The organism is uncultured Abiotrophia sp. (assembly GCF_938010525.1).
Lineage (GTDB): Bacteria > Bacillota > Bacilli > Lactobacillales > Aerococcaceae > Abiotrophia.
On record NZ_CALLVK010000022.1, the window covers coordinates 111,419 to 133,990 of the forward strand.

Genomic DNA, 22,572 nt, shown 5'->3' on the forward strand with positions numbered 1-22,572 from the left:
AACTGACAACGTTCGCCTTTTGCTAATTTTTAGCCTTATGCGCCTGGAAGGCAGCCTCTAAGGCAGCGAAATCCATGAGGCTGAGGCTCTCAGCTCGGCGGTTAGGCTCAATGCCCGCCTGGTCGAAGACCTGACGCAAGCCCTCTTCGCTGAGAAGGCCTGGCACATAGGCCGACTTGAGGTTGTTCCATAGGGTCTTGCGGCGTTGCTTGAAGCCTGCTTGGACAAAGGCTTGAAAGGCTTCCTTATCGCTAACTTGGACCAAGGGTGCTGGTCGGCGGGTTAGCTTGAGCACAGCTGAATCCACATTTGGCTTAGGGATAAAGACATTCTTAGGTACAATGAAGGCAATCTCACTCTTCATATCCAATTGAATGGCCACTGACAGTGAACCATAGGCCTTGGTGCCCACAGCCGCCGTCATCCGCTCTGCGACTTCCTTTTGCATCATCATCACGAGCGACTGGAAGGGCAGATTGCTCTCAATTAGGCGCATGATGATAGGCGTGGTTATATAATAAGGAAGATTTGCCACCACAACCAAACGGGACTGGTCGTGTAGCCAGGCATATTCGGGGCTAGAGAAATCCACAGACAGGATATCCTGGTGGACCACTTGGACATTGTCACAGTCCGCTAGGGTTTCCTGCAGAATGCCCACAAAACGCTGGTCAATTTCGAAAGCCAAGACTTGCTTAGCATGGTGAGCCAGGTATTGGGTCAAGGCACCAATGCCGGGACCAATCTCGATGACGGTGGTATCTGCATCGACTTGGCCAGCTTCAATCATCTTCTCTAACATCCGGGGCTCGATTAGAAAGTTCTGACCCAGACTCTTTTTCATTTGAATATCGAAGCGACGCATGATCTCAACCGTACGAGTCGGCGTCGCAATTGGCCGGAATTCTCTCATTCTCGGATCCCTCCTTGGGCTTGATCCAGGACTTGGACGAATTCACCCAAGCTAGCCTGGTCGATGCCATAGCGTTGCAGTTGACGTTGCAATTGCTTGGCGTTGGTATAACCTAAATTAAAGTGCTGACTGACAGCCTGACGACGCTCCTTAGCACCCGGACCTGCGGTCAGCCCCCACTGAGCGAGACAGCCCAGTGGAATTAAAGCCACTAAGTCCCCCTCAGCCGGGGTCATGACCTGGCTCAAGGCTTGGCGAATCTCTTGGGGACTAGCATGTTCCACCCCTAGGCTCTTACCTTGGCCGCCAAAGGCAGCCAATCGACTAATATGGGCTTGCTTAGCGCTCGGCACCGCCTGGGTCACCAGTCGTCTAAGGCGCTCACCTTGGTAGTCGGGATCTGTCAAGACGATAATGCCATGGATCTTAGCAGCTTCTACAATCTGAGCCAAGACCGGGGCCTCTAGGGCGGAGCCCCCTGTCTCGATAGTCTTAACTGTCGGGCCAAAGGTCTCAATCAGACGTTTGGTATCATCGCGCCCTTCGACCACAATAACTTCTTGGGGCATGGCTTGACTCATTGGTCCCACCCCTCAGGCCACCACCGGAAGAGGCGGCAGGCATTGCCCGTCGTCAATTTGGCTAGCTCTTCTAGACTCATGTCTCGTACCTGGGCCAGACACTCCGCCACATAACGAACATAGGCTGGCTCATTTTGCTTGCCACGCTTAGGCACTGGCGCCAAATAAGGGGCATCGGTCTCAACCAAGAGACGCTCTGCCGGCACTAGGGCCGCCGCTTGGCGGACAGCCTCGGATTTCTTGAAGGTCAAGACCCCACTGAAGCTAATATGCATGCCAAGGTCTACAAAACGCATGGCTTCTTCAGCTGTCCCACCAAAGCTATGCATAATGCCCCCCGCGGCCGGCAGGCCTTCTTGCTTGAGAATCCGATAGGTGTCTTCAGTTGCATCACGATTATGAATGGTAATGGGCAGACCGTGTGACTTGGCAATGGCAATCTGACGCCGGAAGACCTGGGCTTGCACATCCCAAGGGGCAGTGTCCCAATAGTAGTCCAAGCCAATCTCGCCTAGCATCTTAACCTTAGGCAATTCTAGCCACTCTTCCAGGCGACGCTCCACCTGGTCATTGTAGGTGTGGGCCTCAGTCGGATGCCAACCCACTACCGAAATAATGTTATCGTAGGCCGCACTTAAGGCCAAACTACGCTCAATGGTGGGATCATCAAATCCCACCACTGCTAGATAGCCCACGTCCGCCTCTAGGGCTCGGGCAATATAATCTGCCTCCTGGCCCGCAAATTGCTGGGCGTTCAAGTGCGTGTGCGTATCAAATAAAGGCATGCTGGTCACCTCGTCTAGCCAATCCAAGCGCCATTTGCTGCATTTGGATCTGCTGCTAAGAGATGGAGTTGGCCGTCGTGTTCAGAGGATAAAATCATCCCCTGGCTGACATAGCCCATCATCTTACGCGGCTTGAGGTTAGAGACGATGCAGACCTTACGGCCGATTAATTCTTCTGGATTCGGATAGAATTTAGCAATCCCGGACAGAATTTGACGGTGGCCCTTATCACCTGCATCCAGACGGAAGCGTAGCAACTTATTAGAGCCCTTGACTGGTTGAACATCTAGGACTTCTGCCACCTTCATCTCAATCTTCAGGAAGTCATCGAATTCGACTTCGGCTACTTCACGGTGAACCAATTCAGTGGCTTCTGGATCCCAGTTAGGGTCGTCAACCTTGGCTTGGCTAGCACCTGGTTTGCCTGCTGCCATAGCTTCTTGAATATAGGTCACTTCTAGCTCTGCATCCAAACGTGGAAAGATTGGGGTCCCCTTAGCCACTACGCTTGCGCCTGCTGGGAAGGCCCCATAGACTAATTGAGTGAAGTCTAGGTCCATTTGATCATTCAGCCCTAGTTGCTCGAAAATCTTAGCTGGCGCTTGGGTCATGAATGGACGTGACAGATGAGCCACAAGGCGTAAAGCCTCAGCCAAATGGTTCATGACAGACCGTAGTTGACCTAGGGTCGCTTCTTCTTTAACTAAGACCCAAGGCATGGTTTCATCGATGTACTTGTTGGTACGGGAAACAATGGCCATAACATGGCTCAAGGCTGCGCTTAGGCTCATGGCATCCATGGCTTGATAGTAGGCCGCCATTTGCTCCTTAACATAAGCATCATAGTCAGCATCCACTGCAGTCGCCTCTAAGTCTTCGGTTGGCACTTGGCCTTGGAAATACTTGTTCATCATGGCAACGGTCCGGTTGAGCAAGTTACCCAAGTCATTAGCCAATTCTGAGTTAACTAATTGGACAAAGCCTTCCGGCGTGAAGACCGCATCGTTACCGACGCCCATTTCATGCAAGAGATAGAAGCGAGTCGCATCCAAGCCATAACGTTCTACCAAGGTCTCTGGGTAGATGACATTACCCTTGGACTTAGACATCTTACCTTCTTTCATGAGATACCAGCCATGGGCGAAAATCTTCTTAGGCAATGGTAAGCCTAGGGCCATGAGAATGGTTGGCCAGTAAATCATGTGGAAACGGGAAATGTCCTTACCGATGACATGGGCATCTGCTGGCCAGTACTTGTTGTAGCGACTGGTATCATCAGAACCGTAGCCAAGAGCCGTAATATAGTTGAGTAAGGCGTCAATCCAGACATAGATGACATGCTTAGGATTGGACTTAACCGGCACACCCCAGGTGAAGGTTGTCCGAGACACCGCCAAATCTTCCAAACCTGGTTTGATGAAGTTATTAATCATTTCGGTCTTACGGAAGGCTGGCTCTAAGAAGTCAGCGTGATCTTCATAGTATTGCACTAGACGGTCTGCATACTTGCTCATACGGAAGAAGTAAGACTCTTCCTTAACCAAGGTTACTTCGTTGCCAGTTGGGGCAACCCCACCGGTTACATTACCATCCGCATCGCGGTAAACTTCAACCAATTGACTCTCGGTGAAGAATTCTTCGTCACTGACAGAGTACCATCCGCTATACTCGCCTAGATAGATGTCATCTTGGGCTAGGAGTTGCTCAAAGGCATCTTGCACAGCCTTCTCATGGTAGTCATCCGTAGTCCGGATAAAGTGTGAATAGTCGATATCTAATAAGTCCCAGAGCTTCTTAATGATGTCGGCCATCTCGTCGACATATTGCTTAGGACTCACTCCTAGACCCTCTGCTGTTCGTTCAATCTTCTGACCGTGCTCATCAGTCCCGGTTAGGAAGAAAGCATCGAAGCCCTGCAGACGCTTATAGCGCGTCATAGCGTCGCAGGCCAGGGTAGAGTAAGAGTTCCCGATATGTAGCTTACCACTTGGGTAGTAGATCGGCGTTGTAATATAATAGGTAGGTTTTTGCGTGGTCACGAATGAGTGCCCCTTTCTATTTCTTCAAATTACTTCTATTATAACATAATTGTAGGCCCCTGACAGTAGGAATGGCAAACTTGTTAAGCAAGGTGCACAAGATAGAAAAAACTGGCGCCAGCCAGAGGCTAGCACCAGTCTATTTTTGAGGTGTAAAACTAAATTAGTCTACATGATGTGGCTTGTTAGCCAAGAGTAGTACTACAGAAATTAAGGCTAAGACAAGAGCCAACCAGATGAAGTTCATTTCACCAGTGCTTGGTAAAGATGGATTCTTAGCATTGAAGGCATTGTAGAATACAAGTTCCTTCTCTGTCGCAACTTCTGCTTTAAGCTTGCCATTAGCATCCTTGGTTACAGCAACCGTTACGTTGAACTTAGTCTTGTCGTAGCTGATAGCTGAATCTTGCCCAGCAACTTCGCGTACGGTTAACTTATAGGTCCCTTCTTGTGCATAAGAAGAAGTTAAGCTAATCGCACCTGAAGCGTCATTGCTTGCAGTTGCTAAGACTTTTCCCATGCTGTCTACTAATTCAAATTTGAACTCTTTATCTTTGAGTTGACGACCAACTAATACTTTCTTAGCTGCTACTGTGAAGTCAACTGCAGCAGGTGCAGGGTCAGAAGAGTTTGGTAAGTTAGTCGCTGCTTTGTTAACAAAGGTCGCTTGGTTAGTGTAACTAGCGCTTGCTTCTAATTGGCCTGCGCCATTGTCCACAACAGTTACCACTACATCAACCGCTTTGGTATCGTAGGTTACGGTTTCATCGCTACCTGCTTTTTCTACAACTTTATAGTTGTAAGTGCCGGCTTGTTCGAATTCAACTGAAGCGAACTTAACAGTTCCATCTTCGGCATTCTTCACGGTTTGCAATACTTTACCTTGTGCATCTTGCAATTGGAACTCAAACTCATCCGCCTTAAGCGCACGGCCTTCTAATTGCTTCTTCACTACGATTTCTTGGCTAGTTTTAGCAGCTTTATAGCTGTTAGCAAACTGAGCTTGATCATAGGTAACAGTTGCTTTCTTCTCACCGTTCTCGTCTACTACTTTAACGTTAGCAGTTAGCTCTGCTTCATCGTAAGTAACACCTGGCACAGCATTGTTTACTTCTTTAATCTTGTAGACATAGTCGCCGGCTTGCGAGAACTTAACTTTAGCAAAAGTTACATTGCCTTGAGCATCGTTACTTACAGTTTGGACAACAGAGTTATCAGCTGTGTTGATTAATTGGAATTGGAATTCGCCAGCTTTCAAAGCACGGCCATCTAATTTCTTGGTCACTTTGAAAATCACTTCGTCTGAACGGCTAGCTGATGCGCCACCCTCAGTAGTGGTTAGTGGAGCAAAACCATCAACATTATGAACTTCTTTAGCAGTTTTTACAACGATAGCGTTGAATACTTTTTTAGTTGCGTTGTCAACAGGACTTGTTAATTTTGTAGAATAACGCAAGTACAAACCACGACCACTCAAATCACCATTTTCTGGCGTAACCGTGAAGTGGTTTTTGTCTGTTACTTTGACACCTGCACTATCAAGTGCTGGATGGCCTTCTTCCTTACCCCATTCAGTAAAGTAGTAGCCTGTTACTTCGCCAACTAATTCTTGACCTTCTGGAATAGTGTCAGCAATGCTTACGCCCGTTACGTCCTTAGCGGCCAAACGGTTAACCAACACTTGCCATCTGATCATGCTTGGGTCGTCTTTATCTTGAACGCCCCACTTGAAGTACCCAGTGGAGTCTTCCATCGGTACAATACGGGTAAGTGTATAAGAGCCTGCGCCAGGTAACATCATAGTTACTGTCTCATCAACCGCAACAGAGTCAGCCCATACTGCGGTGAACAAAGCACTGACAGTACGACTTTCGTTCATGAAGCGATAGTAGTCTTCGTTAGTGATTGTAATGGTTGCGGTGTTAGAAGTTGGGTCAGTAGTCAATGTCGCTACTGTCTTACCGTTAGCTGCTTTGATTTCTCTTGGTTCTGTTTTCTCTACCGCCAATTGTGCTGGCACTTGGTAGACAAATGTATCCCCATTTTTTACTGTTGCTGAATCCGGAATTTGGTAAGTTGGTTTAATATAGAATTTACCCTCACCATATTTAGCCCCGTCAACAACCGGGTTGTTATTAATCAAGAACTCAGTTGATACCAACTGGGCTGCTTGACTAGCTGACGCTGCGGCTGCTTCTGGATTAGCTGCCGGCTGGTTCTCGCTAGGACTTGCTGGTGCTGCTACCCCACCTGCGTTGTCACTAGTACTTGATTCTGATGCAACCGCGGGTGCCGCTGTCGCTGGCTCTGCGCCTGCAGGCGCTTCTTGAGCTAATGCATTGATCGGTCCGACAAAAATGCTCAGAACCATTAAGAGTGAAATAAGCAAGTTAAAAAACTTACGCTTATCCATAAAAATTTCCCCTCCTTAGTTTCGGGTGCCACTATCTTTTGCGCTACTAAATAGCACCCTAATTTTCTGGATATCGGCAATTTAATACCATATATAGTATATCACACCACTTACTATTTGTACAGTTCTTTTAGTGGAATCAAGTTTAACACCTAATTTCCAAACTTAATTGAAGATAATTTTTGCTAATTATTGATACTATTGATTGGATTTGACCAGTCATTTGCCCAAAAAAGCCCATAATATCGTTTTTTTGTAGTGACAATTTCAGATGAATATTGTATACTATAGTCTGGAGGTCGGACCTCCGCTAGGATAATTAGTAATTTTCCTAGAGCTTACTGATTTATTTTCAAATTAGACTTCCCCTCTATATTTAGAAAATAACTCTGACGGCCTACTATTTTCTGGATAATATAGTAATAGTCGTCCATCCTATTTTTTATAGGATCTGGCTAGGGAGCTAGCCGCTACTTAATGCTCCCTAGGACAAAGAGACTGAATTCTACCATTCAGCCTCTTTTTTTAATAGAGAAAAACCCCAGAGTTGATAAACTCTGGGGTTTTTCTGCATACTCTAGGCTTTGCCAACTACTAATAAAGTAGCCTAAGATCTTGCTTTTTTGTCAAGAAGGAGAACCGCAATTGCGCCCATTACCATCATGCTAGCCAAAGCAGTCAACCAAATAACTTGGGCTTCACCTGTCTTAGGTAATTTCTTCTCTTCTTTCACTGGTTTGTAAGTGTTCTTAAAGACAATAGATTTGGCACTATCCACTTTTGCTTGGAACTTGCCTTCGCTGTCCTTACTTACAGTTACAGAAACCTCATGAACAGTCTTGTCATAAGTGATTTCTTTGTCGCCCAAGTCTTTTTCCACGACTTTGTAAGTAAAGGTACCTTCACTTGGGTTTGTGATGGTATGTTCCAAATGAATCTTACCTGATGCATCGTTTTTAGCGGTAGCAACCAGGTTGCCATTTGAATCGAGGAGATTAAATTGGAATTCATCTGCCTTCATTTCACGGCCTTCCAATTCTTTCATAGCGTCTACGCTGAAGCTTGGTTGCCCTGGATCCACTGCCTTATAGGTGTTAGTGAAGGTAGCATCGTTAGTGTAAGTAACTGAAGGGGTTAATTGCGCTTGGTTATCAACCACTTCAACAGTTGCTTCAACTACTTTGGTATCGTAAGTAACGTTCTTCAAGCCGTTATTTACTTCTTGAATACGATACTTGCTAGTCCCTACTTTGCTATAAGTTTGTTCTTCGAAGGTTACATTGCCCTCTGCGTCGTTCTTAGCACTTGCCAACTTAGTGCCTTGTTCGTCTAATAATTCGAACTCGAACTCGCCTGCTTCTAAAGCACGACCTTCTAAAACTTTCTTAACGCTTAATGCTTGCTTGGTTGAAGCTGCTGCGTAACGGTTAGTAAAGACTGGCTCTTGTTCATAGCTTGGTGTCGCTACTAATTGGCCATTGTCGTCTTTGACCTCAACAGTTACTTTCACTTCTTTAGCGTCATAAGTAACACCTTTAGCATCGCCTGAAACTTCTGCGATAGTGTAAGTGTAAGTCCCAACTGCTGAGTAAGTAATTGGTTCAAAGCTTACTTTACCTGTCGCATCGTTAGCAACACGTTGTAGTTCTTTGCCGTCAGCGTCTTTCAAGACGAAGTTAAATTCGTTAGCTTGAAGCGCGCGACCTTCCATGCGTTTAGTTGCCATAAGGGTAACATTTTGATCCAATGGCTTGTAGCTGTTGGTGAATGTCAATTCCTTATCTGGCGTTACAGTTGCTTCTAATTGACCCGCAAGGTTATCTGTTACACGGACGTGTACCAAGATATTGCTTGAGTCATAGGTCATCCCTTTATCATTAGCGTCTAGTTTTTCACGAACAGAGTAAGTGTAGGCACCAGCACTTGAGAGGCTTTGTGCCTTAAAGGTAACATCCCCATTTGCATCGTTCTTAGCAGTGTCAACAACTTTGTTGGTTGAAGCATCTACTAATTCGAAGGTGAAGGCATTAGCTACTAAGGCTTTACCTTTCAAGACTTTCTTAGCTTTGATGGTGACATCAGCAGCGGCTGCTTTATAAGCGTTGGTAATGGTTTGCCCGTCTGGGTATTCTACCGTAGCTTCTAATTGGCCGGCATTGTCAGTTACTTTTACGGTTACGTTCAATACTTGAGTGCTGTAAGTCACCCCAGCAACAGTCCCCGCTTGCTCCTTAACCGTATACTTATAAGTACCTGGTTTAGTGTAAGTAATCGCGTTGAAGGCCACACTACCGTTCTCAGCGTTCATTTTTGTTTGCGCTGCGCTGGTAGCACCTTCTTCGATTAAGTCGAAGCTGAATTCGCCTGCCTTTAGTGGACGGCCAGTTAAGGCTTTTGTCACACTAATGACTGCACTTGTTGATAAAGCTTGATAGTTGTTAGTAAACTCAGCTGGCGCAGCATAAGTTTCAGTCGCTACCAATTGACCTTGGCCGTTGTCAGTTACCGCTACGGTGACTTCAACTTCCTTAGCGTCATAGGTATACCCCTTAGAACCATCATTCTTCTCACGGATGGTGTAAGTGTAGTTACCTACAGCTGTATAGGTTTCAGCTGGGAAGGTGACGGTCCCGTTCTCATCGTTCTTAGCAGTTTGCACGACTTTGCCAGTTTCCTTATTAACCAACTCGAAGGTGAATTGATTATCTGTTAACTTAGCACCTGTCAAGGCTTTAGTTGCTTTCAAGACTTTGCTTACTGATCCCGCTTGGTAAGCGTTAGTAATCTCTTGACCATCTGGGTATTCTACCGCAGCTTCTAATTGACCTGCGTTGTCTGTGACAGTAACTTTAACCTTGTAGGCCTTCTCATCGTAAGTAATCCCACCAAGCTTACCATTTTGTTCTTTAACAGTGTATTCATAGACACCTACTTGCGTATAAGTAATTGGATCGAAATTAACGGTCCCGTTCTCATCCGCAGTTGCTTTAGTTTGGTTGTCTTTTGCTTCTGGAGCAGTTAAGTCAAAGCTGAACTCACCTGCTTTTTGCGCACGACCGGTCAACTTCTTAGTGAAGCTGAAGGCTGCAGTCGTTGATAAAGCTTGGTAGTTGTTAGTAAACTCAGCTGGCGTAGCATAAGTTTCAGTCGCTACCAATTGACCTTGGCCATTGTCGGTAACTGCCACGGTTACTTCTGGTGCCTTGGTATCGTAGGTATAACCCTTAGAGCCGTCATTCTTCTCACGAATAATATAAGTGTAGTTACCTACAGCTGTATAGGTTTCAGCTGGGAAGGTGACGGTCCCGTCTGCCTTGCTCTTAGCAGTTTGGGCAACTTGACCTGTTTCCTTGTTTACCAACTCGAAAGTGAATTGGTCGTCTACTAAGTTTTTACCTACCAAGGCTTTAGTTGCCTTCAAGACCTTAGTGACTGAAGCTGCCTTATAAGTGTTGGTAAAGCCAGGCTTAGTATAGGTAACGGCTGCAGTCTTAGCACCACCATTATCGGTTACTGTAACAGTCGCTGTAATGATGTTCTTGTCATAGGTAACACCTGGCAAGTTGTTGTTGACTTCGCGAATCTTATAAGTAAAGTTCCCCGCTGTACGGAACTTCATTTTCTTGAACTTAACAACACCGTTCTCATCGTTAGTAGCAGTCGCTACTACCTGATTGGTACTGTCAACTAATTCAAAGCTGAACTCACCTTGATTCAATGAACGTCCATTTAATGTCTTGTTCACTTCGAAGATAATCTCATCAGGACGAGCCCCTGTCCCGACCCCATCAGTGGTAGTCAAGGCAGCAAATCCTTCAACGTCTTCAGAATGTGTAGCGGAAGTAAATCTATAATTGTTGAAGACTTTTTTAGTTACTAAGTCAACAGGCGCAGTGATACGGGTTTGGAACATGATTAACAAACCACGCCCATCTAGGCTCCCACCATTGCTTGGCGTAATGGTGAAGTGGTTGTCATCTTCAATGTTAACTTCGCCACCTGTATAAGCCACACGGCCACCGGCTGTCCCACCGTTTTGAGCCGCTTCCCAGTCAGTAAAGTAGTAACCACTAAATGAATCAGGTACAACTTCTTGACCCTCTGGAATAGTATCTTTCACCATAGCGTTGACTATACCTGGTTTAGCATAACGGTTAATACGAATACGCCAGTTAACTAACTCAGGGTTGTCCCGGTCTTGGTTCCCCCATTTAGTATAACCCGTTGGGTCTACGTCAGGTACGATACGCATTAACTTGTATTCCCCAGCACCTGGCAAATCGAAAGTCTGCTCAATGTTCTTAGGTGTGCTATCAGCCCATACCGCCGTGAAGAGTGCTGTCAATGACTTGTTCTCATTCAAACGAGCATAGTACTCTGCGTTGGTAATCGTGATAGTGGCTGTATTATTAGCTGGGTTAGTTGTTAAAGACGCAACTGTTGTGACGTTATCCCCTGCTTTAATTTCAACTGGACCACTTTGCTCCACTCGGAAGACACTTGGTACCGTATAGGTCAAGGTGTCGCCATTTTGGAGCGTAGCGTTATCCGCAAATTTATAGGTTGGGATAATGTAGAATTTCCCTTCCCCATATTTACCAGGATTTTGGACGGGGTTGTTATTAATCTTGAAGTCCGTTGTCATGGTATATTGCGCTTCTTGAATTGGCGCTTGTGGATAGTGTTGGGTTGCCTCAGCTTCATCAGTCTTTGCTGAGTCTTGGCCATCCGCATTGGGCTTAGCCGCCTGATCCCCCTCTGCTGCCGGCTGGGCCGCTTGCCCACCATTAGCTTCTTGTCCCTCTGTCTCTTTGGCTTCTTGCGTTTGCTCAGTAGCAGGTGTTGCTACACCAGCATTCGCTTCTTGCGCAAAGGTAGATAGCGGGCTAATAAAAACTTGCAGCACTAATAAGAGTGCGATTAGCAAGTTCGCTAGCTTCTGCTTTTTCACTTTGCTTCCCCTCTCTCACGCTACAAAAGCCGGGCCTACCGCTACATAAGCCCTGACTTTCTTAACGCTTGATATTGTGTATATTACTATACCAAGACTATTTTATCACACTCAATCACAAAAGAAAAGTTTCATTTCCTCTCTATCTCATAAAATCGAAATGTCATTACAAATCGATAACACCCACCCCTACCCTAACATAAGAAAAACGCGTGAGAATCGCCTATATCTGGCGAAACTCACACGTTTCCTTCTATTATATATACCCTATTCTGGTCCTAGTGAATCAGGGACCAACTTAGGTATGTATATGTGCATGCTTAGTCATGCGTCTCATCTTTGCGACTAGCTGTTGATTCTGTTCCCTGAGCACTCGATACTGACGAAGCCTGATTGGCAGCCTCCGCTGGCATCACTGGCACGACCGTCTCTTCTCTGGTGTAAACCAACTCGTAAGTCTCCGCTTCTTCATAAACGTTAATACCGTCTAGCGTCTCCCCATTCTTGCGTAGGTAGCTATACTTGTAGTTAGCAACCGTCACTGGTTTTGGAATGACGTAACGATTTGGCCACGCACTTAAAGTCGTTGGCTCGTGAATCTCCTGGCCATCCTCCGTGACATGCCGTAAGGTGATAACCGTCTTCTCTTCATAACTTGGAACTCGGTAATGTAATTTTACGACGATTGGTTTATCGCCAACTGTCCCAGATAGCGGATCATCACTGTAGTCGTACACAAGCCAGCTCCATAAATTCTCTTCAGGTGTTACCGTGTATGGCTCACCTTGGGTGACGGTACGTTCCTCTAGATGAACTCGCACTGGGAAGCCTTCGATAGAATCATCGTTATAGTATTCAATGTACAGCTTCGTTACTCGGCGATAGACAAAGACTATTTCAAAGTCATGATTAGGTACCGTGCCCTGAGCATTTTCTGGAACGGACGTCAGTTCATAGCCAGGAAAGTCACCCTGAGTTACCTTCTCATACTCTGTTCCAACCTCAACTTTTTCTGTTCTTGTCTCTGACAACTCTTCACCTGACGTCGTTATATGTTTAACAGTTTTTGTCACTCGATGAATTGGATTGTAGTAGTAATCCATATAAACCGTTTCGGGATCTTCACTGCTGAAGGTGTAGTCTTCATAATTATAATCACGCTCTACATTTCGATAATCCTCGTGTTCAAAGTAGTCTCCTTCTACTCTAACAGCTTTTTCATATCTAAATGTGAACTTCTTGCCTTCTAAGGCCACCTTCTCAATAGACAGCATGAGTTCTTTCGTTTCATTATTGAAATGCCGCTGGATAACTCGATGCTTAGGATTAGACTTATAGACGAAGGTTACAATCGTTTCTTCTGCCTCTAAGAAGCCAGACGGTTGTCCTTGGGTGTGACTGTAGACATAGCCAGGGACTGGCTCAGGCACTAAGTAGTAAGGGGTCTCAGCATGCCCTTTCACTGTTTCGCTCCCAATCTCATGCCCCTCTTCGTCGACATAGCGTGCTGTCGCCGTATGGAACTTATCAAAATGATGATAGGTTAGAGTAATGGTGGTATCTTCATTGAATGCAGCAAACAAAGACTGTCCTGTTCTCTTCAGAGCATACTGTTGTTGAGAAAGATCCGCTGGTCGGATGGTAGTCTCTACTCCCTTAGGTACTTCAATGTGTTTCTGATATTCAGCAACATACTGGTCAAGTTCTTGCCCTGACTCATCTACATACTTCAAGGTGACGGTTGCGGTAGTTCGTTTATACCTCAAATTGACAACTTTTGGACTGTCCTCAAATTGACCTTTGAACTCACTTTCATCACTAGCAAGTTCGTATTTTTTGTCGTCCTTAGAGATGTAGTGCTTGGAACTTAGATCATAAGTCTCCCCAATTAAACCATCGTGTATCTCACTAACTTCGAGCTTTTCGCCAGCCTCGTCCAAGAAGTTAACTCGGATGATACCTGGCAGAATCCGACGACGATAGTAAACCCACACTTCTCCACGTTCATCCCTAGAATTTCTAATTTCAAATACATTAGGTTGCGACCTCAAATTGTTATAACTCACATCATGACCTAAGAAATCATAGAGGTCAGGATAAGGATTCCGAGGTATCAAAGTAGAAATAGGTAAGCCCACTGTCCCCCCAATAGTAAACTGTCTCTCTGTTTGCCGAGGGTCTTCTGGAATATTATTTCCTACTATACCATATAACTCAAGTCCTGGGGCTATTGGCTGATAGTAATAGATAACGTGTTTTTCATAGCCAGCATATTTGCCTGTTACCTCGCCTTGGACACCGACATATTGATAGTTTTCAATATTCTTCTTCTCCGTCACATATTGCGTCCCGACAGTTCCGCGTAAAATGACACGCTCAGCCAGATAGTTTCCTCTGTTATCTACATAATCTACAATTACCTTACCCGGATCGGGATAAACAGAGCGATAGACATAAGTGACAACCTGCTCTTCTGGTTGATAAGTCCCAGTCGTATTCCCTAGGACAGTGAGGAAAGTAAAGTTATCAAACTGCTTCTGCTCTGTCTGATATGGCGTACCAAAAGGTTTATAGCTGCGAATTGGTGGGGCTAAGTCCTCGTTAGCCTCATCAACATAACGTACTACTAGTATACCCTCATTACTTCGTGAATCACGTAATCCTTCATAAATATAAGTAATGACTTGCTCTTGCTCACTATATTGCCCGAATTCTTCACCTTCAACCTTTCGGAATATGTAATTGCGGAATTCTTTTTTACGAGTATAGTAGTTCTTGCCGAGCTCGCCTTTCATCACAATTTCCGGGATGAGTAGCATTCCCTCTTCATCCTGATAACGTACCCGCACAATCCCTGGCAACTCCTGGTCAGTACCTTTGCGATAGACATAAGTCACCGTTTGCGTTTCTAGGCTATAGTTACCTGTCTCAGAACCATCGACATGATCAAAGACATAACCTTCGAGTTCCTTTTTCTCTGTGCTATAGGCAGTATCTATCTGACCAGAGAGATTAATAGTTGGCCAGAGGCTATGCCCATCCGTATCTTGGTAATTCACCTTAACATAGCCAATTGACTTCCGATAGACATAGGTAATCGTTTGTGCCTCTTCTGTATAGAAGCCCATCTCTGGCCCATCAACTCGAACGAGTTCATAGTTGTCAAAGCTTCTCGCCTTTTCTTGATAAGGTAGTCCCACATAGTCTGTCAGATACTTCGTCTGTGCAAGTTCTTCACCCGCTTCATCTTCATACTTGACAGTCAAATCTCCTCGAAGTCTTTCATAATAGTAGGTAACCTTCTGAGGCTCTTCGGTTATTTGTCCCTCTGTTTCACCTTCAACTCTAGTAAAACGATGATTTACAAAGTGTTTCTGAGTGGTAGTATAGTAATCTCCAACGGCCCCTTTGATTTCTTCAGCTGGTCCTAAGTCAACATCAGCCTCGTTGCGATAATAGACAATTACTTTAGAGGTCACGACTCTCGCAATTCGGCGATAAACAAAGTCAACCCTTTGAGTCCGGCCTGAGATATACTTCCCTTTTTTCTCACCTTCGGTACGAACGAGAATATAGTTTTCAATATCTAATACATCGAATTCATAGGATGCTCCTGGTCGTCCGTGAGTGTAAACACTTGGATTAATCTCCTTGCCATTTTCATCGACATATCTTGCATAAGCATCCCCCCAGCCACTTTCTTCCTTCTTATATTCTTTAGTTGAGTATAAGAGAATGACGACCTGTGTCCCTTCTTGGTAAGTGACACGAGGAGGATATTCTTCTCGACCTTGATAGAAGTAGTTTTCAAATTTTTTGATCTCGATCGGAGCATCAGTCCCCACATATCCTGTTGTCACGACATCAGGATGTAAGGTTTCACCCTTGACGGTCTTATATCGTACAACGACTTTCCCTCGTGCCTTGGTTCGAGGACTAGCATAGACATAAGTGACGTAGTGTTTTTGGCTAGCATAGGTCCCTTGGGTCTCCCCAGACACATAAGATAGGCGATAGCCTTCAACTGCCTTCTCTTCAGTCTGGTAGCTATCTCCCAGTAACCCTGCCATATCCACTGGAGGAAGCAAATCATCGTTTGTCTCATCAACATAGCGAACATTTACTGCACCATTATTTGGCGGCAAATTGGCTGGTTGATAGACAAATTTAACAGTCTTGGTATCCGTTGTGAATGTCCCTTGGCGATCTCCCTCAACTCTCAAGAAGTTATATTCTCTCACTTCTTTCTGAGTAGCTGTATAGGCAGTGTCTACTTCGCCTTCTAAGGTCTCGGCATCAGCCACAGGCTGATCCGCTTCGTCCACATATAAGACATTGACTGTTCCGCGTGGTTTTGGAATGGCTTGGTAGATGTACTTGACTTTTTGGACTTCTGCTTTGAAAGTGCCTGTCTCTGAGCCTTCTACTCGCAAGAAGTTATAACCTGTTACTTCCTTCTTCTGCGCCGTGTAGGCTGCGTCCACTTCACCTTCCAAAGTCTCAGGATCTGCTACTTGCGCATCTTGCTCATCCACGTAAGTCACAAGAACTGTACCACGCGGCTTCGGAATAGCTTGATAGATGTACTTAACATTCTGAACTTCTGTCTTGAAGGTGCCAGTAGCTGGGCCTTCTACTCGTAGGAAGTTGTAACCTGTGATTTCTTTCTTCTCAGCAACATAAGTTGCATCCACTTCACCCTCTAAAGTGACCGGATCTGCCAATTTGGCGTCTTGCTCGTCCACGTAAGTTACGTTTACCATTCCACGTGGCTTTGGAATGGCTTGGTAGATGTACTTGACATTTTGGACTTCTGTCTTGAAGACGCCAGTAGCAGGGCCCTCTACACGCAAGAAGTTATAACCTGTGATTTCTTTCTTCTCAGTTGCGTAGGCGGCATCCACTTCACCTTCTAAGGTAGCTGGATCTGCCAACTTAGCGTCTTGATCGTCTACGTAAGTCACATTCACTGTCCCGCGTGGTTTCGGAATGGCTTGGTAGATGTACTTAACATTTTGGATTTCTGTCTTGAAGGTGCCGGTCTCTGCACCCTCTACTCGCAAGAAGTTATAACCTGTAATTTCTTTCTTCTCAGTTGTATAATTTGCATCCACTTCACCTTCTAAGGTAACGGGATCTGCCAATTTGGCGTCTTGTTCGTCCACGTAGGTCACATTGACTGTACCACGTGGTTTCGGAATTGCTCGGTAGATATACTTAACATTCTGAACTTCGGACTTGAAGGTCCCGGTCTCTGGGCCTTCTACTCGTAGGAAGTTGTAACCTGTTACTTCCTTCTTCTGCGCCGTGTAGGCTGCGTCTACTTCGCCCTCCAAAGTTTCGGGATCTGCCAATTTAGCGTCCTGCTCATCCACGTAAGTCACATTCACTGTACCACGTGGTTTTGGAATTGCTTGGTAGATGTACTTAACATTCTGAACTTCGGACTTGAAGGTGCCAGTAGCTGGGCCCTCTACTCGCAGGAAGTTGTAGCCTGTGATTTCTTTCTTCTCAGCTGCATAACTTGCATCCACTTCACCTTCTAAGGTAACTGGATCGGACAATTTAGCGTCTTGTTCGTCCACGTAAGTGACATTTACTGTACCACGTGGCTTTGGAATTGCTTGGTAGATGTACTTAACATTTTGGACTTCTGCTTTGAAAGTGCCAGTTTCTGAACCCTCCACTCGCAAGAAGTTATAACCTGTGATTTCTTTCTTCTCGGTGGTATAACTTGCGTCCACTTCGCCTTCCAAGGTAACTGGATCTGCCAATTTGGCGTCTTGCTCGTCAACGTAGGTTACATTGACTGTTCCGCGTGGCTTTGGAATTGCTTGATAGATGTACTTAACGTTTTGGACTTCTGCTTTGAAAGTACCTGTCTCTTGGCCTTCCACTCGCAGGAAGTTATAGCCCGTGATTTCTTTCTTCTCGGCGGTATAACTTGCGTCCACTTCACCTTCTAAGGTAACTGAATCGGACAATTTAGCATCTTGTTCATCTACGTAGGTTACATTCACTGTACCACGTGGTTTCGGAATAGCTTGGTAGATGTACTTAACATTCTGAACTTCTGTCTTGAAGGTGCCAGTTTCTGGGCCATCCACTCGCAAGAAGTTGTAGCCTGCGATTTCTTTCTTCTCAGTTGCATAACTTGCATCCACTTCACCTTCTAAGGTAACTGGATCTGCCAATTTTGCGTCTTGCTCATCAACATAGGTCACATTCACTGTTCCGCGTGGCTTTGGAATTGCTTGGTAGATGTATTTGACGTTTTGGACTTCTGCTTTGAAGGTTCCCGTTTCTGGGCCCTCTACTCGCAGGAAGTTGTAGCCTGTGATTTCTTTCTTCTCAGTTGCATAACTTGCATCCACTTCACCTTCCAATATGACTGGATCTGCCAACTGAGCATCTTGCTCGTCGACGTAAGTTACGTTCACTGTTCCGCGTGGTTTCGGAATTGCTTGATAGATGTATTTCACGTTTTGAACTTCTGTCTTGAAGGTACCCGTTTCTGGGCCTTCCACTCGTAGGAAGTTATAGCCTGTGATTTCTTTCTTCTCAGCTGTATAACTTGCATCCACTTCGCCTTCTAAGGTAACTGGGTCTGCCAACTGAGCATCTTGCTCATCAACGTAAGTTACTTGGACGCGTCCAGACTCCTTAGCTGACGATTGTGATTCTTTCGGTGTATAGATGAAGGTCGTGACTTGTGGTTCAGTTTGGTACTGACCAGAAATCTTCCCTTCAATACGTGCAAGCTCGTAACCTTGGAAAGTTTTCTCTTCTAATGTAAAGTCACTTCCCACGGTACCAGTTGTTACGAGATCATCTGCTAATTTGTCTAGCTTCTCGGTTAGATAACGAGCTGTTACGGTACCTTCTACTTTTGGCTTGTTAGAACTTGTGTGGATATAACCGACATAAGTGAAACCATCGATTTTAGGCGGCGTATATTGATAAGTTTGCCCCTTGGTTACCGTCTGGGTCTCGCTAGCGCGCAAATAATTCATTTGCGCCAGAGCAGCACGACCAGCGCCTAAACCGGATAAGCCGATAACTAATAGCAACCAGAATTTCCAAGAGCCGTTTTGCTTACGGAAAGACCATGCAAGCAGTGTCCCTAGAATCAATAGGAGTGCACTAATGAGCCACTGCAGGATGACCGCATTCAACTCACCCGTCTTAGGAAGTGAGCCTGGGTCTTGAGGTTTGGATGGTTCTGGGTCTCCAGGTACAGAAGAAGATTCTGATGAACTGGAACTCGAACTCTCGGAATCGGACTCTGACGAGCTAGACGATTCAGAACTCTCAGAATCTGACGAGCTGGAAGACTCAGATTCTGAGGAAGAGGAGCTCTCGGACTCTGAAGAGGAAGAACTCTCAGATTCAGAGGACTCTTCCGATGATGCTGAAGATTCATCGGATTGACTTGGTGGTTGAGGTTTTGAGCTTGCATCTTGCTCATAGACCAATTGATAATCCGCCACATCAGTTGTCGCCGTACCAGTCGGATTCTCTTTCACCACTTGCTGGAGTTGTTCAGGTGTAAGATCCGCCTGATTGACGAAATGATAATTTACAGTGGTCTGTTCTCCCTGAGAAAAGACTTGTAATATTTGTGTGGGGAACGCTAAACAGAAGATAGCGCTGAGCGCAAGGGCTCTTTGGGTTTTGTGACGCATGTCGGTAATTCCTTTCAATATTTGTCCATTGTCTATTTAACTAGATTTATAGGCGAAAGTCAATCTAATTGCGCAAAATTCACATGTTTTTTTGTAAATCATGTGATATCCTCCGATATATTATTTAAATACATATTTTGCATGATTGTTTGGACATCAAACTAAAAGAATTGCCTAGACATAAGGGAATAAAAGGCGAACGTTACTACTGATTTTCTGCATAAAAATATGCGATCGAGAAAACTCGATCGCATATTTCATCTATTTCACATCAGTGGTTTGATTAGTTTCTAGCATTCTTGCGAGTAAACAACACAACAACTGCTGCGATTACCAATACAAAACCTAAGCCGATTAATAAGATTGAGCTAGATTCACCAGTTTTTGGTAATTTCTTCTCTTCTTTCTTCTCTTCTGGCTTGCCTGGGCCTTGTTGGTTTGGAGTATTGTCTGCAAGGGTGTTAACGAAGACCACGCCACTTACATTTTCTTTCTTAGAAACTTCTAATTGACCTTGACCGTTGTCAGTAACTTCTACCGTTACTGGGTAAGTCTTTTCATCGTAAGTGATCTCTGTCTTATCACCTTTCTTCTGACGAAGAGTGTAAGTGTAAGTACCTGGCGCATCGTATGTCAATGCTGGGAAGGATACTTTACCTTCTGCATCAGTTTTAAGTTCGCTGAGGACTTTGCCATCTTTATCAAGTAATTCAATAGTGAAATCACCTGCTTTGATTTCTTGAACTTTGTCGCCTTTTTTGAGGACTGAAGTTGCATCTACAACAACGCTAGTTGGAGCTGCCTTGTAAGTGTTAGAGAAGGCTGCTTCTTTAGCGTAAGTTGCTTTTGCTTCTAATTGACCTTTACCGTTGTCTGTAACTGCTACTGCTACATCAAATTCGGTTGAGTCATAAGTGTAGCCTGCTGCGCCTTCATTCTTCTCACGAATCTTGAAGTTGTAGTTGCCTGCTGCGTCGAAGTTTACTGCTGCGAATTCAACAGTCCCGTCTGCCTTGTTCTTAGCAGTGCCAACAACTTTACCGTTTTGGTCTACTAATTCGAAAGTGAATTGATCAGCTGCTAAAGTGCCGCCAGTCAATGTCTTGCTTGCTTTCAATACAACGCTTGCTGCTGCCGCCTTGTAAGTGTTGCTGAAGCTTGCTTCTGGTGTGTAAGTTGCGGTTGCTTCTAATTGAGCTTGACCATTATCAACAACTGATACAGCCACTTCTACTTCTTTAGCGTCGTAGGTGTAACCTGCTGCACCTTCATTCTTCTCACGAATAGTGTAAGTGTAGTTACCTGCTGCGTCGAAGCTTACTGCTGGGAACTCAACAGTACCATCTGCTTTGTTCTTAGCGGTTTGAACTACTGAACCAGTAGCTTTGTCTACTAATTCGAAGGTGAATTGATCAGCTGCTAAAGTGCCGCCAGTCAATGTCTTAGTAGCTTTCACTACTAGGCTTGCTGCTGCTGCTTTATAAGTGTTAGTGAAGGCTTCACGGTCGTAAGTAACGGTTGCTGTCTTAGCACCTGCATTATCAACTACCTTAACAGTTGCTGTGATTGGGTTTTGGTCATAAGTGACACCTGCCAAAGCGCCTTTTACTTCGCGAATCTTGTAAGTGTAGTCACCTGCTGCCTTGAACTTAACTTTCTTGAATTTAACAAGACCGTTTTCGTCGTTCTTAGCTTTTGCAACTACTGAGTTGTCTGCTGAGTTTACTAATTCGAATTCGAATTCTTCAGCTTTCAGAGCACGACCTTCCAATTTCTTGTTAACTTGGAAGATTACTTCGTCAGAACGAGCACCAGTACCGATACCATCAGTAGTTGTTAATGGTGCAAAACCGTCGAATTCTTCCTTATCTGTATCAGAAGAGAAACTTACATGGTTTTTAGCACGCTTGGTTACTGGGTCAACTGGTTCCGTAACACGAGTTTGGTAGATTAAGAAGAGACCACGGCCATCCAAGCTACCTGACTTGTTAGGAATAACTGTGAAGTGGTTGTCATCTTCATTTGTAATCGTAGTCCCGTCAAAGGAGTCTACCCGAACCCCATTGTTCCAGTCGCTGAAGTAGTAACCAGTCATTGGGCCAACAAATTCTTGACCTTCAGGGATAGTGTCTTTGATAACCGCGTTAGTTACGCCTGGTTTAGCGTAGCGGTTAATACGAATGCGCCAGTCAATTAATTCTGGGTTGGCTGCGTTTTGTACGCCCCACTTGGTGTAACCAGTTGGGTCTTCATCGACAACGATACGTGTCAAGGTGTAAGTCCCAGCCCCTGGCATTTCAAAGGTTTGTGGAACATCTTTTGGCACGCTATCCGCCCAAACTGCCGTGAATTGGACAGCAATTGTCTTGTCTTCGTTGAGTTTTGCGTAATAAGCTTCGTTAGTGATAGTGATAGTTGCAGTATTGGTAGCTGGATCTGTTACCAAAGTCCCTACAACTTCGCCCCCAGCGGTAATGTTAGTTGGGCCAGTTTGCTCAACTTTGAAGGTACTTGGCACTGTATAAACAATGGTGTCGCCATTCTTCAAGGTTACGCTGTTTGGAATTTTGTAACTTGGGGCAATATAGAATTTACCTTCCCCGTATTTAGCGTCATTTTTAACCGGGTTAGTGTTAATGGTAAAGCCAGTAGTCAACTCATATTGAGCTGGTTGAACTTGTGCTTGTGGGAAATGTTGTTCCGGCTCTGCCTCTGGATCAGCTGTTGCAGCTGGTTCCGTTTCTTTGGCAGGCGCCTCCTGTTTTTCCTCCCCGTTCTCTGTTGCCGGTTGGACTGCTTCTGTTGCCGCTGGTGCTACTGGTGTTGCCGCATCTTGCGCAAAAGCAGAAAGTGGGCTAACAAAGACTTGTAGAACCATCAGTAAGACAATCAGAAGATTATGTAGCTTACGTTTATTCAATTTATCACTCCTATCCCCTAAATCACACCCTCCCTCTAGACGCTACTTACTCAAGGGAAGACAATGCTTTTTTAGGATGTTTTATGGCATTTAGTACCAAGTATATTCTATCAAAGTCAATGTGATTTGTATAGAGGAAATTACGATATTTTCAGAATCATTCGCATATTGTTAACAATGTCACGTCATGTCTTTTTTTTTATGACATACTAAGCATGCCAACGCCTATTCCTAGCGGTTTTCATAGTCTTTGACATCTAGTATCTGACTTACATAGACCTCTAA

Annotated in this window: 8 protein-coding genes; all 8 read right to left on the reverse strand. The window is 45.0% G+C overall.

Annotated elements, in window-relative coordinates:
• Positions 1-22: 22 nt before the first annotated feature.
• On the reverse strand, positions 23-913 hold the full coding sequence (gene rsmA / locus Q0339_RS06670; RefSeq protein ID WP_298078019.1) for a 16S rRNA (adenine(1518)-N(6)/adenine(1519)-N(6))-dimethyltransferase RsmA: 891 nt from the start codon (positions 911-913) through the stop codon (positions 23-25).
• The gene (gene rnmV, locus Q0339_RS06675) at positions 910-1,494 is read right to left on the reverse strand and encodes a ribonuclease M5 (RefSeq protein WP_298078020.1); all 585 of its coding nucleotides are present in this window, start codon (positions 1,492-1,494) and stop codon (positions 910-912) included. The genes rsmA and rnmV overlap by 4 nt, the downstream gene beginning before the upstream one ends.
• On the reverse strand, positions 1,491-2,279 hold the full coding sequence (locus tag Q0339_RS06680) for a TatD family hydrolase (protein WP_298078022.1): 789 nt from the start codon (positions 2,277-2,279) through the stop codon (positions 1,491-1,493). The genes rnmV and Q0339_RS06680 overlap by 4 nt, the downstream gene beginning before the upstream one ends.
• Positions 2,280-2,293: 14 nt before the next feature.
• Positions 2,294-4,318 (reverse strand): methionine--tRNA ligase, encoded by a 2,025-nt coding sequence (gene metG / locus Q0339_RS06685; RefSeq protein ID WP_298078023.1) that lies wholly within the window; start codon positions 4,316-4,318, stop codon positions 2,294-2,296.
• A gap of 163 nt (positions 4,319-4,481) precedes the next feature.
• Positions 4,482-6,731, reverse strand: a complete 2,250-nt coding sequence (locus tag Q0339_RS06690) for an FctA domain-containing protein (RefSeq protein ID WP_298078025.1) — start codon at positions 6,729-6,731, stop codon at positions 4,482-4,484.
• 607 nt (positions 6,732-7,338) lie between these two features.
• Complete coding sequence (locus Q0339_RS06695) at positions 7,339-11,682, reverse strand: FctA domain-containing protein (RefSeq protein ID WP_298078027.1); 4,344 nt, start codon at positions 11,680-11,682, stop codon at positions 7,339-7,341.
• A gap of 320 nt (positions 11,683-12,002) precedes the next feature.
• Positions 12,003-19,367 (reverse strand): MucBP domain-containing protein, encoded by a 7,365-nt coding sequence (locus Q0339_RS06700; protein ID WP_298078029.1) that lies wholly within the window; start codon positions 19,365-19,367, stop codon positions 12,003-12,005.
• Positions 19,368-19,650: 283 nt separating this feature from the next.
• Positions 19,651-22,287, reverse strand: a complete 2,637-nt coding sequence (locus tag Q0339_RS06705) for an FctA domain-containing protein (RefSeq protein WP_298078030.1) — start codon at positions 22,285-22,287, stop codon at positions 19,651-19,653.
• Between the last annotated feature and the right edge of the window lie 285 nt (positions 22,288-22,572).